The 13,799-nt window shown below is 36.6% G+C and carries 16 protein-coding genes; all 16 read right to left on the minus strand.

All coding sequences use genetic code 11. From position 1 onward, the window contains the following. Window positions 1-71 precede the first annotated feature (71 nt). Complete coding sequence (gene flgK, locus C6H25_RS06880; protein WP_104748700.1) at window positions 72-1,892, minus strand: flagellar hook-associated protein FlgK; 1,821 nt, start codon at window positions 1,890-1,892, stop codon at window positions 72-74. Between the two features lies 1 nt (window position 1,893). Then, window positions 1,894-2,328, minus strand: a complete 435-nt coding sequence (locus C6H25_RS06885) for a hypothetical protein (RefSeq protein ID WP_104748701.1) — start codon at window positions 2,326-2,328, stop codon at window positions 1,894-1,896. A 157-nt stretch (window positions 2,329-2,485) separates the two neighbouring features. Continuing rightward, on the minus strand, window positions 2,486-3,445 hold the full coding sequence (dcm, locus tag C6H25_RS06890) for a DNA (cytosine-5-)-methyltransferase (protein WP_104748702.1): 960 nt from the start codon (window positions 3,443-3,445) through the stop codon (window positions 2,486-2,488). 119 nt (window positions 3,446-3,564) lie between these two features. Then, the gene (locus C6H25_RS06895; protein WP_104748703.1) at window positions 3,565-3,771 is read right to left on the minus strand and encodes a flagellar biosynthesis anti-sigma factor FlgM; all 207 of its coding nucleotides are present in this window, start codon (window positions 3,769-3,771) and stop codon (window positions 3,565-3,567) included. Window positions 3,772-3,832: 61 nt separating this feature from the next. Then, window positions 3,833-4,039 carry a hypothetical protein gene (locus C6H25_RS06900; protein WP_104748704.1) on the minus strand — a complete coding sequence of 69 codons (207 nt, stop codon included), beginning with the start codon at window positions 4,037-4,039 and terminating at the stop codon, window positions 3,833-3,835. A 37-nt stretch (window positions 4,040-4,076) separates the two neighbouring features. Continuing rightward, the gene (locus tag C6H25_RS06905; protein WP_104748705.1) at window positions 4,077-4,628 is read right to left on the minus strand and encodes an FKBP-type peptidyl-prolyl cis-trans isomerase; all 552 of its coding nucleotides are present in this window, start codon (window positions 4,626-4,628) and stop codon (window positions 4,077-4,079) included. Then, complete coding sequence (locus tag C6H25_RS06910; protein WP_104748706.1) at window positions 4,615-5,784, minus strand: tetratricopeptide repeat protein; 1,170 nt, start codon at window positions 5,782-5,784, stop codon at window positions 4,615-4,617. Before C6H25_RS06910 ends, C6H25_RS06905 begins: the two co-directional genes overlap by 14 nt. Before the next feature lie 7 nt (window positions 5,785-5,791). Then, on the minus strand, window positions 5,792-6,388 hold the full coding sequence (locus tag C6H25_RS06915) for an OmpA family protein (RefSeq protein WP_104748707.1): 597 nt from the start codon (window positions 6,386-6,388) through the stop codon (window positions 5,792-5,794). A gap of 64 nt (window positions 6,389-6,452) precedes the next feature. Then, window positions 6,453-7,709, minus strand: a complete 1,257-nt coding sequence (gene tolB, locus C6H25_RS06920) for a Tol-Pal system protein TolB (RefSeq protein ID WP_104748708.1) — start codon at window positions 7,707-7,709, stop codon at window positions 6,453-6,455. Further along, window positions 7,706-8,464, minus strand: a complete 759-nt coding sequence (locus C6H25_RS06925; RefSeq protein ID WP_104748709.1) for an energy transducer TonB — start codon at window positions 8,462-8,464, stop codon at window positions 7,706-7,708. Before C6H25_RS06925 ends, tolB begins: the two co-directional genes overlap by 4 nt. A gap of 29 nt (window positions 8,465-8,493) precedes the next feature. Continuing rightward, entirely contained in the window at window positions 8,494-8,895 is a 402-nt protein-coding gene (locus C6H25_RS06930) for an ExbD/TolR family protein (RefSeq protein WP_104748710.1), read from the minus strand. Window positions 8,896-8,919: 24 nt separating this feature from the next. Beyond that, window positions 8,920-9,495: a MotA/TolQ/ExbB proton channel family protein gene (locus C6H25_RS06935; RefSeq protein ID WP_104748711.1), complete on the minus strand. Its 576-nt coding sequence runs from the start codon at window positions 9,493-9,495 to the stop codon at window positions 8,920-8,922. Between the two features lie 33 nt (window positions 9,496-9,528). After that, window positions 9,529-9,900, minus strand: a complete 372-nt coding sequence (gene atpC / locus C6H25_RS06940; protein WP_104748712.1) for an ATP synthase F1 subunit epsilon — start codon at window positions 9,898-9,900, stop codon at window positions 9,529-9,531. 11 nt (window positions 9,901-9,911) lie between these two features. Then, window positions 9,912-11,312 (minus strand): F0F1 ATP synthase subunit beta, encoded by a 1,401-nt coding sequence (gene atpD / locus C6H25_RS06945; RefSeq protein ID WP_104748713.1) that lies wholly within the window; start codon window positions 11,310-11,312, stop codon window positions 9,912-9,914. A 35-nt stretch (window positions 11,313-11,347) separates the two neighbouring features. Next, window positions 11,348-12,253 (minus strand): ATP synthase F1 subunit gamma, encoded by a 906-nt coding sequence (gene atpG / locus C6H25_RS06950; RefSeq protein ID WP_104748714.1) that lies wholly within the window; start codon window positions 12,251-12,253, stop codon window positions 11,348-11,350. Between the two features lie 15 nt (window positions 12,254-12,268). Continuing rightward, entirely contained in the window at window positions 12,269-13,780 is a 1,512-nt protein-coding gene (atpA, locus tag C6H25_RS06955; RefSeq protein ID WP_104748715.1) for a F0F1 ATP synthase subunit alpha, read from the minus strand. Between the last annotated feature and the right edge of the window lie 19 nt (window positions 13,781-13,799).

Raw genomic sequence — 13,799 nt, forward strand, 5'->3', positions numbered from 1 at the left:
GGGGGGGGTAACCTTACTCATCTAGTCTTAACTCTCTTTTTAGAAATTTGAGAGATTATAGCGTAAAAAGACTACTGCTTAATCCCTAGTAGAGTGTCTATCATCTTATCAATAGCTGTAATGACTTTAGCATTAGCTGCATAGCCACTTTGAAACTTGATGAGATTGACCATTTCTTCATCTACGCTCACTTGCGAAATAGAGAGTTGCTCTTTTTTAATGGTCTCTAAAATGCTTTTTTTAGTGTCTAAAATACGCCCTGATTTTTCAGCATCCGTATTGACCTTACCGGTTAAAAACTGATAGAACTCGCTGATTTTCATCTGCTTAATATCTAGCTTATTGTCATAAAAATCCACGCTATCATATTGTAATTGTTGCATCATGTTTGCCACATCAAAATTACCATTAATGGGGGCAAGCCATGGTCTAATGGCGGTTGGCTCTTTTTTATACTGCTTGTTTAAGCTGATGTTAGAGGCATCATCGCCTTGAAAAAAGGGGTTGAGCTTTAAGGCGCCGGTGAAATTGGTGCCATTATCTTTTAAAGAAACAAACAAGCCTTGAGAGGGGTTTTTAGGCTGGATAATGAACTTTTTAGTTTCATTGTTAAAACTCGCTGTGAAATAATCATCAAAATCATTTTCAGTGTTATTATCCTTATTATCATCAGTGTTAGCGTTAATCGCTTGGATAATGTCTTTCATGGTCGTAATAGGTGTGATAGTAATGGTTTTTCTAGCGATTTCTTTGCCGTCGGTATTGTAAGCGACTAGGTCAAATGTGCCGTTTTTAATATTGTAATTCGTGTCTTTAAACGCCTCTTCATCGCTAAATTCTACCGAATCCCCCTCAATATTATGGCTTGCGCTTTGAGCGTAAATCGCATTCGTGGATTCTATCAAGCCCCTAGCAAAAGAATCTAATAAATCAATATAATTTTGCAATTTGCCTTTTATAGTGCCATTAGAGCCGTCATTATAGATACCTAGTAACGCCCCGGCTTTACCTTGATTAAGCCTGTCTGTGATATTGACGACCTTAAAATCATCGCCTTGAAAATAAACTTGATTCAAACCCCCTTTATTTTCTGATTCTTTAATCACTAGGGGGTGGAAAATCGCCCCATCAATGATGTTAAACCCATGCCCAATATTAAGCGTGTAGCTTTCATCAAAATCCGCTGAATTTTTATCTACTAAAGAGCTTGTTCTAATACTGCTTTTAAAAACATTCCCCCCCAAAAGCTCTCGCAAATGAAATTCTAGCTCATCTCTTTTATCTCTTAATTCATTCGCATGCTTTAAGCTTCTGTTATTTTCTAACTCTTTCATGCGTTTGTTGATTTCAGCGATTTGAGAACCTAAGCTATTAACCTCTTTGATAACGCTTTTTAATTCTTCGCTCGCTTTATGCTGTAAGGTGGTTAAACGCTCTCTAGTGTCTCTAATATTATGCGTTAAAGCCTCTGTTTTTTGAGCAAGGGCTTGCTTTTGCGCAGAGTCTTTGGCATTTTTAGACAATTCTTTCCATGAATTGAAATAATCTTGCAAATCGGTAAAAATGCTCGCCTCATCAATATCCGGAAAATACGCACTCGCCTCTTGTAAATGTGAAGACTGCGTGTCATAATAGATATTTTCATAATTAGCCTTAGTGTAGCGAGAAAAAACAAATTCATCATGCACTCTTTCAATCGCTTGCACATCAACGCCCATATTGACATTTTTAGTGCCATATACATAGCCATTTTGAGGCTTTGCTATCACTCTTTGACGGCTATAAAATTCATCGCTCGCATTAGAAATGTTGTTTCCGGTTACATCTACCATGCTTTGGTGGGCTTGTAAGCCGGTGTAAGAAGTGTTAAGTGAAGATAAAATCCCGCCCATTTTATGCCTGCACTCTTAAAAAATGACTTCCTACATGCCTAGCTCCTTTATAATCGCAAGTGTCATGGGGAATGATTTGCTGAATGAGTGAAGAGTAGAACTCAGAGACTGCAAACGCCATGCGCGAATAAGCCATGTTTTCATCTTTTAAAGCGAGTAATGACTCTCGCATTTGACTTAATAAATCGCTCGCTTTTTCGTCTAATAATTCGCTCATTTCTTTATTAGGGAATTGGTTTTTTAAATGCAACATTTGCGTGTCTATATTCGTTTTTTCTTGCTCAAAAGCTTGGATAGCGAGCTGTTTTTGAGCGTTTCTTTCAAAAATTTCAGCATGCTTAGCAAGCTTAATATCTTCTATATCGCTTTTGGTTAAATCCATTAAATGCTGTAATTGATTGAGTGCATTTTCTAAATGAGAATGTAAAACTTCCATAACAAATCCTTTTGTCCTCGTTTTTCAATCATAAAACAAGCAAATACTATGCCATTTTAAAACGCCACTATTTAAATAATGATTGAATTTTTCTGTGGCTTTTTTCGTTTAAAAAAACCATTTTTAGCAATGAGTGAGAAACTTGTATGACTATTCATTAGAAAACTGCCTTTAACATTTGTTGCGTAATTGCAGAAATTACATTCACGCTCATCGCATTTCCTGCTTGCGATAACAAATGGCTTTCTTTAAAATTAGGGTTATTTTTGATTTTTAAAGCTAAGTCTCTAGGAAATCCTTGCAAAAGTAGGCTTTCAGTTGCATTTAATTTTTTAATTTTACCTTTTTGAATATAAAACAAACCATGCCTTCCTGTCCTTAAAGTAGGAAAAACATTAAAATATAATCTCAAATCAGATTGTCTAGTATCTAAAACGACATTTTCTAAAACCAAAATAGTATCTAAAGAAACTCTATTATAGTTGTATTTATTATGCAAATATTTTTGAAAAGTAGCGTTATGAATATCCAAATAGCATTCATTAGTTGTGTCTAAAAAGTCTTCAAAAGAATAGTTATTTGCTAAACCTAAAGGAAAATTGAAATGATGCTTTAAATCCTTTCTAAACCCTACAATATAAATGCGTTCTCTATTTTGGGCTAATTTAAAATCAGCGCTATTCAAAATTTTATAATAAGTTGTATAGCCTACTTCTTGCAAGGCTTTTATAATGGTTTCAAAAGTTGTCTTTTTGTTATGATTGATTAAGCCTTTAACATTTTCAAGCAAAAAGCATTTAGGTTGCTTAGTTCTTAAAATATTAATAAGCCCATAGATAATTGTCCCCCTTTCATCATCAAAGCCCTTTCTTTTGCCATTGATGGAAAAGGCTTGACAAGGAAACCCGCTAATTAGCGCATCAAAATGAGGTAAATCATTAGGATTGATTTGCATTAAATCCCCAAAGTTATTCGTATCCTTAAAAAATAATTCATAAGTTCTAAGAGCCTCACGATTAATTTCTGCATGCCCTACGCATTTTAAGCCATTTAGTTCCAAGCCCAAACGACCCCCACCAATTCCAGAACAAAAATCAAAAAAAGTTAGCAACGCCATGATTTACTTCTGCTACAACGATTAAAAACTAAAATTTTGAAAAAACTAAACAAATAATGTAAGAAAGAAACTCTAAGAAAAAGACACAAAAGCTTATAAGGGCATTCCAAGCAAAAAGCTTAGAACTGCCCTAATAAATCTTGTGCCATTTTTTGAGAAGTCTTGGATAAATTAAGCTTGTATTGGTTATTCTCATAAGCTTGCTTGATTTCAGCTACCTTATTAGGTGCTGCAGCATCGCTTTCTTGAATCTTTTCACTTTTTTCCACACGCTTATAATTCCCTACAGACTGCATTGGAGTAAAAGAAGAAACTGAATTAATCATCTTAAGTCCTTGATTTTAATATTTACTCTTTAGTTCAAAATCGGCAAAAACCAAAAAAAAATTAATGGATTTTTGAAATTTGTTTTTGCAATTCTTTACCAAATTTCTTAGTTGTGGTTACTTGCTTTTTACCCGTTTCTGCTGTAGAACCAAAGGATTGAGACTGCAAATTTCTAAACATAAAAAACATGATAAAAATTAAAATATAGCAAAACAAAAAAAAGCAAATCGTAGGGAACAACCAATTTTTAAGATTTGCACTATCCATTTTGCTTTATATTCCTTATTTTGCTTTTAAGCGTGTGTTATCCATGCGAACATGAGCAACCACAGCCTCCGCCACCGCCACCATGACCGCCACCACAGCAACCTCCGCCACCATGACTACCATGATGAGCCTCTAAAATCTCTTCTTCGCTCACTTCTCTAAAACCTAAAACCTTAAAACGAAAAGCTAAAGTTTTTCCTGCTAAAGGATGGTTATAATCTACCATTACATGCGTAGGACTAAAGTCTTTAACGACTGCTTGCACCGTTTGATTGTCTTCAGTCTGTCCAAAAACGCTCATACCCCTTTCTAGCTCAATACCCTCAAACTGCTCTCTAGGAACTTCTTGCAAATAGCCACTCTCATACACCCCATAAGCCTCTTCTGGTACTACTATGACTTCTTCCCACTCGCCAATCTTAGCTTTTAGCACTGCATTTTCTAAGCCTACAATCACTTGATTAGCACCTACAATAAATTCCAAAGGCTCTTTAGTAATGTTGCTATCAAGCACTTCAGCAGAACCTTGCTCCCTTACTTCATATTCAATCAAAGCGGCTTGCTTGATATTCTCTTCATGGTTTTGCATGATTTTTCTCCTTATTTTCTAAGATTTTCTTTGCCATTCTAGCTTGTTCGCTCAAAGGATACAAGCGTTGCAAAGTATTTAAAAATTTATAATAGTTTTCATGATTATTCAAACGCCTAAAAGACCACGCCGTATGCCATAACAAAATAGGCATATAAACCGCCTTTTTATCTAAAAGTGCACTTTCTTTATAATACCCAATCGCATCGTTATACTTCTTTTCTGCGTAAGCAATTTCTCCAAGATTATAGCGCACATAAGCAAGCCTATAGCTATTAGCCTCAAGCCATAAAAAACGCTCCTTAGCCTCTCCATAAGATTTATTTTTCAAAAAGGTTAATGCCTCTTCAAAAATCTCCTTTTGCTTGGCTAAATTTTTATGGAATCTTGGTTTTGTTTCTGCGATTTGTTTGTTTTCGCTAACTTCTTTATGTGCATGTTTTTTAGGGCTTTCTTGCTTAATCTCTTGTTTGACTTCATGCTTTAATTCTTCTTTTAAAGCCTTTTGAAGTAGTTCTTTATTCTTTGCTCTTCCATCTTTGGTTTCAATTTTATCCGCATTATCTTCTAATGCTAATTGAGAATTTTGAGATATTTCATCAGTAGCAGGAGATTGATTAGAAATCTCTGTGGTCTGCACCTCTTTATTGTGATGTTCCTCTTGCTTTTCTTGATTTTCTTGCTCTTGCAAACTCTTTTGGATCAAGGCAATTTTTGACACTAAATCTTGGCTCAACTTTGTAAGCAACTCATTCATCTGCTTGGTTTGCTTATCTAGTTGCTTAATGGCTCTCTGATTAACTTGCACTTCTTTTTTAAGATTCTCTAAAATTTCAGCCTGCTGTTTAAGCATGTTCGCATGCACTTCTTGCAAAGATTTTAAAGAACGCAACGACTCCTCTTGAGAAAGAATGCTGTCATTAAGATTTTTAATCTTATTAGCTTGTCCTTCATAAATACTCTTTAATCCCTCTTGGGCTTGAGCATTGGTCTCTACTTGAGCTTGAAGTTTTGCTAAAACATTGGAAAAATTTTTGTTATTAGTCTGTAGTTGTCGGAGCTCCTTTTTGGTAGCTCCACTTTGCATATCAAATGCTGAAGGCTCCCCTACCAAAAATAGGGGAAGTGAAAAAAGTAGAAAGAGAGATTTCTTCATTCAAACTTTACTTCACTAATTTGATGTCTACCCTTCTGTTTTCTTTGTAGCATTCTTTGGTTTTTTCTTGGCACTTAGGCTTAGTTTCACCAAAACTAACGGTTTTAATCTCATCTTTATCCAAGCCTTTTACTGCCATAGCATTCTTCACGCTTAAAGCTCTCTTAACACCAAGCGCTTGATTGTATTCACTAGAACCAAATTCATCAGTGTTACCCTCTAAAAGCACTTGCATGTGATTTTCTTTAGCTTTTTGAATGCTATCATCTAAAATATTTTGCTCTGCCTCTTTTACTTCGTATTTATCAAAGTCAAAGTAGATAGAGCCAATCACAGTGCCACTCTCAATCGCTGGAGCTGGCTCTGGCTCTTGAGCTACAGGAGCTGGAGCTGGCTCTTCATGCTTTTCTTCAACAGGGGCTGGAGCTGGCTCTTCTTTAGGCATCTCTTTCTCTTGGACTGTCTCAGTAGAAACAGGAGCGTTTTGAACTGCTCTAGCACCAGCACCCACATCACCAGCTACATTCTTGTTATCAATCTTATGAGCACAACCTGCAATCAACAAAAATGCTAGTAAAGAACTAGCTACGGAAACCTTTTTCATAAAAAACCCCTTTGATATAAATTAAAAAAAAAAATCATATCTTATCATTCCTTAATTAAACCTTTTACCAATCAAATGCTTGCACTTTTAAATCTTTCAATGGGAATAAAAAGCTCTGATTGTAATCTAGTAAAATCAATCCCATAGACTCCTCTTCGGGCGTTTTCTTTAAATACATGACATTTTTTCCGTCAATAGAAAAACGAGGCATTTGATTAGAACCATTTACGGTAAGTCTGCGAATATAATTGCTACCAGAGCTAATCAAATTTAAATTAAAAACGGTTTTTCCAAATTCATTAGGATTTTCTCGGCTCACATATACGATATTACCTTTATATGCATCAATAGATTCATTGCTTTTTCCCTCATAAAGAAGTTGCTCCGCACTCGCTTTTAAGTTCAGCTTTTTGAGATAGATATTAGGATAACCTGCTCTATCTGAAACAAATACCATAGATTTTTCATTTTCAAAAAAGACTCCTAAAACATCAATGCCTCTATAGCGAGTGAGCTTAGTCTTAGTCTTTTTATGTGTGTCATAGAGATACACATCAGGTTGTCCATCAGGCGATAGAGACATAAGAACTTTAGAGCCATCAGCACTCACACTAGAAACCACTGCCATGCCTTGACTTTCAGCGATAAACTCGTTAGTCCCTTTTTGAACATTATATTTTAAAATCATAGGAGTTTTTTCGCCATATTGAGTGTAGTAAAACTCTGTTTGTTCAGCATTCGCCCATTTAGGAAAGACATTAAGGCGGTCGTTTTTAATGATTTCTTTTTGATAGCGCATGGTATAGTCGGCTAAAACAATAGTAGTAATTCCAGATTGGATATACTTAGAAAATACCACTAAACGATCCATCCATGCAATAGGGGGAGCTTTTATATAATCGTTAATAATGATTGCCATTTTATGTGAGGCAAAAGGATATAAATCTTGGTGTGTGATAGGATAATCAAAAGTCTTTTTTAAATTAGAGGCGTTTACATCATAAAGCCTTAAGCGTGCTACTTTATTACCATTATCAACCACCACGCTCAATAGTGCTACCAAGCGAATACCCTTACCCTTTAAGGTTGGGTAGTCTAAATTGCCTTTTTGTTCTCCAACATCAGAAACTTCAAAATGCTGACTAATCTTTAAATCATTTACCAACACTTCATGTAGCTGAAATACATAATTAGCATCATTGTCTTTAACATAGCGTATCTCAACTTTGGGAAGTTTTTGAATGGTTTTGACAACATCTAGCGTCTTATCTGCCGCCAAAAGCCCCATACAAAACATTAAAAAAATCCATATTTGTTTCACTGCTCTTCCTTTGTTGTAAAATTAACTTTTATAGAAATCATATGCCCTCCGGGATATGGAGGAAAATCCAACCCTTTCAAATTATCCAAAAGCGTTATAATACTATCATTATAGTCCTTAAAATTTGAATAACTTAAGATAGTATAATCAAACTTCCCATTTTTAGCAATAATAACCACCACGCTTACAGAAGCGCTTTTATAAAAAGAATTTTTCCAACCCTTATATAAAATCTTATACACCTTAGCATACCACTCTTGATACACCTTAGAATCAACCCCCTCTTGCTTAGGAATTTGCAAATCTAAAGTTTTATGATGAATGCTTTGGAGCTTTTCTGCAATTTGGCTTAAATTTTGTTGCAAGCCTTTCAATGCCTCTTGATTGTTGCGGTTCTTTCTCAAGCGTTGTTGCTTTTCTAAGCGTTTTGTCAAATCCTCTTCTTTAGATTCTTCTTTAGCGTCGCTTTTGGTCTTTTCTTGGAGATTATTGACAGAAGAAAAAATATCTTCAAGGCTTTCTTCGTGGTTTGGAGTAGCCTGAATGCCCTCATTTTCATCTTTGGTATCACTAATTTCATTATTAAAGAAATCTTGCAAATCTAAATCAATGGTTTGTTCACTCTTTTGTCCCAATTCTAAAAGGATTTTTTGTGCCTCTTGGCTATGCGTGTCTAAAAGCAATGTGTAAATCAAACTTGCATATAAAAAAAAGGCTAAAAACCCCGAAAGGATTAAAAGAGAGCCTTTATTCATTCGCTAACCTTGCACTACCATTTTAAAAGCTATGAACTCGTAATTAAAGAAACCTTCAAAAACCCTGCCTCTTTAATGGTTTTCAACAAATAGATGACTTTATCATAAGTCAAACGCTTATCAGCTCTAATATTAACTTTAGTATTCTTGTCATATTTTTTTGAAAGCAAGTTAAATGTATCGGGGAATGCCTTGTATTCATAAACTTGCTGGTCAATATAGATTTTTGCATGCTTATCCATGCGAATTTCTATAACCTTATCTTGCACCGCCCTAAAAGTTTTTGAGCCAGAGGGCAAAGCGATTTCTTCTTGATAAGTAAGGGTTGGGGTTGTAACCATAAGAATTGCTAGTAACACTAGCATGACATCTACTAAAGGCGTGATGTTTAATTCTGGCTTATCTTCGTCCCAATAATTATCATAGTTCATCAAAAACCCCTACTCTTATTTGGTTTAGTCTTTTATAATTGATGAAGTCTCTCTAGAGGATAAAATATCTGTTTGCATATGCACATAAACAGAGACATCATAAACCTTACGCTTTAAAATAAGATAGAAAGAATAAGCAGGAATAGCTGTCAAAATACCTCCAGCGGTTGCAATAAGAGCCTTAGAAATAATGGGTGCAATCACACCAAAAGAGGCTTGCCCTAAAGCTCCCAAACTATTAAACGCGCTTAAAATCTCAACCACTGTTCCAAACAAACCAATAAAAGGTGCTGTAGAAGAAATAATGCTTAATAGCACCAAGCCTGTAGTGCTTTGCTTAATGATTTGATGTTTCCAAGCTTGTAATAATTCCTTAGAAAATCCTTTAGAAACCTCAAACATAGGGTGTTCTGGCATATCTTGCTTGCCATTGAGAATTTTTGAGAGCGATTGTGCCTCACGCTCTAAATAAATTTTTAGCATAACAGACTTATAGACAAAAACCCATAAGGTTGCCACCAAGTAAAATGAAAGCCATGCCATAACAAGAAGTGTGATAAAACCACTCTCATGCACAAAATAGGCTAACGAATCAAACATATTTAACCCTTTTTAACCCTTTGTTACTTTCTCTCAAAGAGTTTCAAGTTTAGAAAGCACACTTGAAATCGCCACTCTATCAGAGCTTGCATCTTCTAAAAGCTTTTTAGCCCTAGAAATCGCATCTTCCTTACTCCCATGTTTTTCGCCAATAAAAACCGCTCCATCAGCTAAAACTTCTACGCTCTCTTGAGTGATTTCTGCATAACCCCAATCAATCGCAATGAAGTCCTTCTTTTCTTCTGTCTCAATCTCAATAATGCCGGCTTTGAGTAACGAAACCATGTTGCTATGTCCACTAAGCACTCCAAATTCCCCTACATTTCCGGGTAGCACCACGCTTTTAGCTTTCCCCAAATACACCTCTCCCTCAGGAACTACCACGCTAATATTTAATAAGGCCATGCAAAAATCCTTTAAGAGTTTTTCATGTTTTTAGCTTTTTCTAAAACCTCTTGAATACCACCTACCATATAGAACGCATTCTCAGGAATATGGTCGTATTTACCTTCTAAAATTCCCTCAAAGCCCTCTAAAGTCTCTTGTAAGGTTACATATTTTCCGGGACTTCCCGTAAAGACTTCTGCCACAAAGAATGGTTGGGATAAAAACTTCTCAATTTTTCTCGCTCTTTCAACAACCTTTTTGTCTTCTTCGCTCAATTCATCTAAGCCTAAAATCGCAATAATATCTTGTAAATCTTTATATTTTTGCAAAATTTGTTGGATGCCTGTAGCGATGTTATAATGCCTTTCACCTATCATTTGAGGGCTTAAAATCCTTGAAGTAGAATCTAAGGGGTCAACCGCTGGATAAATCCCTTTTTCAGCAATTTTTCTATTTAAAACCGTTGTAGCATCTAAATGCGCGAACACTGAGGCAGGGGCTGGGTCAGTCAAATCATCTGCTGGCACATACACCGCTTGAACTGAAGTAATAGAACCATTTTTAGTAGAGGCAATTCTTTCTTGGAGTTTACCCATTTCACCAGCTAGTGTGGGCTGATAACCTACTGCTGAAGGAATACGCCCTAATAGTGCACTCATCTCTGCACCACTTTGAGCGTATCTAAAGATGTTATCAATAAACATCAAAATATCTAAGCCCTTTTCATCTCTAAAATACTCCGCCATAGTCAAGCCGGTGAATGCAATGCGATTTCTTGCTCCCGGTGGCTCATTCATTTGTCCATAACATAGCGCAACTTTATCTAAAACGCCTCCCTCTTTCATCTCATGATAGAGGTCATTCCCCTCTCTAGTGCGCTCCCCTACTCCAGCAAACACTGAATAGCCATTATGTTTATAAGCTACATTGTGGATTAACTCCATAATAATAACGGTTTTACCCACACCAGCCCCACCAAACAAGCCTACCTTACCACCCTTAGAATAAGGCGCTAACAAGTCAATGACCTTAATGCCGGTTTCAAACATCTCTGTTTTAGTGCTTTGTTGTTCAAAAGTGGGGGCACTTCTATGGATTGGCCAAGTCGTAGCAGGTCTAAGGGGTTCTAAATTGTCAATAGTCTCTCCTACAACATTAAAAATACGCCCCAAAACCTCTTCGCCTACAGGCACTTCAATCATCTTTCCACGAGCTTTTACCACTTGGTTACGCACTAAGCCTTCTGTCATATCCATTGCAATCGCTCGCACACGATTACCCCCCAAATGTGCTGCTACTTCTAACACTAAAGATTTTTCTTCGCCATCTACGCTGAAACGCACATCTAATGCCTCAAAAATTGCCGGTAGATAGGACTCAAACTCAATATCTACAACAGGACCTAGGACTTGAATAATTTTCCCTTCCATCTCTTTTGTTGCTCCTTGAATAATTTAATTTTAATTTAGTTGAGCGCTTCCACGCCAGCATTAATCTCTACTAGCTCAGTCGTGATAGCCTCTTGTCTTGCTTTGTTATAAGAAACCGTTAGATTTTTAACTAAATCTTTAGCGTTATTAGTGGCGGTATCCATAGCCTGCATTCTAGCGCTATGCTCTGCTGCTAAGGAATCAATCAAAGCATAATACAAACTATACTCCACATATTTTTCTGCTAAAGAATCTAGTATTTTATCTTCATCATCACTAGGCTCACACACAATGGTATCTTGAGAATGGCTTTGTATATCTTGCTGATGAATGATTTCATGCCCCACCGGTAACAAAATTTTCACTTTCAATTCTTGGCTAATCATGTTTTTAAAGCCATTATAAACGAGAATGACCTTATCAGTTTCTCCGGTTAAATAATCTTCAACAACCTTTTGCATAAAATCTTTAGCCCGCTCATAATTAGGCATAGAGCTTAAATCATTCACTTTGTCTAAAACTTCCACGCCATTAAAGCTAAAATACTCATTACCCTTTTTACCAATACCACGCAAACGCACCTTAATGCCTTGCTCTTTATATTCACTAGCACAAGCTAAAACTTTTTTAATCGTGCTTGTATTAAAGCCTCCACAAAGCCCCTTATCAGCTGTGATGAAGATAATATCCACTTTTTTAATTTCAAGTCTCTCTAGCTCGCTGAAATATTTGCTTTGAATGTTTTCAAGTCCACGAGAACGCATTTTTGATAAAATATCATTAAATACCATCTCTAATTTTAACACATACACCCTAGAACGCCTTGCTACTTCTTCTGCCTTTCGCAATTTAGAAGTAGAGACAAGTTTCATAGCATGCGTAATCTTTTGCATGTTTTTAACACTGCCAATCTTTTTTCTAATGTCTCTTAAATTTGCCATGATGTTAGAAAACTCCTACTCGCTATAAGAGAGCTTAAATTCCTCTAAGACTTTCTTAAGCATGGCCTCTAAGTCTTTATCTAACGCTTTTTTAGTGCGGATTTCTTCTAAAATTTGAGGGTATTTTGCCTCTAAAAATGGGTGTAGTTGCTCTTCAAAATCTACCACTTTTTTAACACTAATATTGTCTAAAAAGCCTTTAGCTCCAGCATAAATAATCACCACTTGTTTTTCAATAGGCAAAGGCGAATAAGGGGCTTGTTTTAGCACTTCTACCATGCGTTGACCTCGCTCTAATTGTCTTTTGCTCGCCTCATCTAAATCAGAGGCAAATTGAGCAAAGGCTTGCAATTCTCTATACTGCGCTAAATCTAAGCGTAAAGTCCCAGAAACTTGCTTAGTCGCTTTAATTTGAGCCGCTCCTCCAACCCTTGAAACCGATAAGCCCACATTAATAGCAGGGCGAATCCCTGAATAGAACAAATCTGTTTCTAAGAAAATCTGTCCATCTGTAATAGAAATAATATTAGTAGGAATATAGGCTGAAACATCGCCCGCTTGCGTTTCTATAATGGGGAGTGCTGTTAAAGAACCTGCCCCTCTTTCATCAGACACTTTAGCCGCTCTTTCTAAAAGCCTTGAATGGATATAAAACACATCGCCCGGAAAAGCCTCTCTGCCCGGAGGTCTTCTTAAAATCAAAGAAATCTCTCTATAAGCTACCGCATGCTTACTCAAATCATCATAGATAATTAAAGCATGGCGGGCATGGTCTCTAAAATATTCTCCCATAGTTACGCCGGTATAAGGGGCTAAATACTGCATGGCTGCTGAATCAGAAGCTGAGGCATTGACTACGATAGTGTATTCCATAGCACCATATTCTTCTAATTTACGCACCACTTGTGCCACGGTGGATTCTTTTTGTCCAATCGCTACATAAATACAAACAACATTTTGCCCTTTTTGATTAATGATAGTATCAATAGCAACGGTGGTTTTACCGGTTTGCTTATCCCCAATAATCAACTCTCTCTGCCCTCGCCCAATAGGCACAAGCGCATCAATAGCTTTAATACCGGTTTGTAAAGGCTCATGCACAGACTTTCTATCCATAATGCCCGGAGCTTTTTGCTCTACAAAGCCAAATTCACTCGCCTCTATCTCGCCCTTAGCATCAATTGGCTCGCCCAACGCATTCACCACACGCCCAACAACCGCATCGCCTACAGGAATTTTTAATAAACTGCCTGTGCGTTTAACGCTCATTCCCTCTTTAATCGCACGGCCAAAGCCTAAAACAATTATTCCTACGCAATCTTCCTCTAAATTAGATGCCAAGCCTTTATCGCCCGTTTCAAACTCCACGACTTCATAGGACATGACATTTTTTAGACCATAGACTTTTGCCACACCATCAGCGTAGGAAACCACCTTGCCTACTTCAGCCATGTCAAAATTAAATTCAAAATTCTTAATCTTTTCTTCAATGATTGAGCTGATTTCTTCCAATTTTAATTGGGACATTAATTTTCTCCTTAGATTA

Origin of the sequence: Helicobacter cetorum, from assembly GCF_900198405.1 — a bacterium.
Taxonomy (GTDB): domain Bacteria; phylum Campylobacterota; class Campylobacteria; order Campylobacterales; family Helicobacteraceae; genus Helicobacter; species Helicobacter cetorum_C.

Coding starts and splice junctions, on each gene's coding strand:
- flgK (WP_104748700.1), bottom strand. CDS start 1,892: ATGGGCGGGATTTTATCTTCACTTAACACTTCTTACACCGGCTTACAA.
- C6H25_RS06885 (WP_104748701.1), bottom strand. CDS start 2,328: ATGGAAGTTTTACATTCTCATTTAGAAAATGCACTCAATCAATTACAG.
- dcm (WP_104748702.1), bottom strand. CDS start 3,445: ATGGCGTTGCTAACTTTTTTTGATTTTTGTTCTGGAATTGGTGGGGGT.
- C6H25_RS06895 (WP_104748703.1), bottom strand. CDS start 3,771: ATGATTAATTCAGTTTCTTCTTTTACTCCAATGCAGTCTGTAGGGAAT.
- C6H25_RS06900 (WP_104748704.1), bottom strand. CDS start 4,039: ATGGATAGTGCAAATCTTAAAAATTGGTTGTTCCCTACGATTTGCTTT.
- C6H25_RS06905 (WP_104748705.1), bottom strand. CDS start 4,628: ATGCAAAACCATGAAGAGAATATCAAGCAAGCCGCTTTGATTGAATAT.
- C6H25_RS06910 (WP_104748706.1), bottom strand. CDS start 5,784: ATGAAGAAATCTCTCTTTCTACTTTTTTCACTTCCCCTATTTTTGGTA.
- C6H25_RS06915 (WP_104748707.1), bottom strand. CDS start 6,388: ATGAAAAAGGTTTCCGTAGCTAGTTCTTTACTAGCATTTTTGTTGATT.
- C6H25_RS06925 (WP_104748709.1), bottom strand. CDS start 8,464: ATGAATAAAGGCTCTCTTTTAATCCTTTCGGGGTTTTTAGCCTTTTTT.
- C6H25_RS06930 (WP_104748710.1), bottom strand. CDS start 8,895: ATGAACTATGATAATTATTGGGACGAAGATAAGCCAGAATTAAACATC.
- C6H25_RS06935 (WP_104748711.1), bottom strand. CDS start 9,495: ATGTTTGATTCGTTAGCCTATTTTGTGCATGAGAGTGGTTTTATCACA.
- atpC (WP_104748712.1), bottom strand. CDS start 9,900: ATGGCCTTATTAAATATTAGCGTGGTAGTTCCTGAGGGAGAGGTGTAT.
- atpD (WP_104748713.1), bottom strand. CDS start 11,312: ATGGAAGGGAAAATTATTCAAGTCCTAGGTCCTGTTGTAGATATTGAG.
- atpG (WP_104748714.1), bottom strand. CDS start 12,253: ATGGCAAATTTAAGAGACATTAGAAAAAAGATTGGCAGTGTTAAAAAC.
- atpA (WP_104748715.1), bottom strand. CDS start 13,780: ATGTCCCAATTAAAATTGGAAGAAATCAGCTCAATCATTGAAGAAAAG.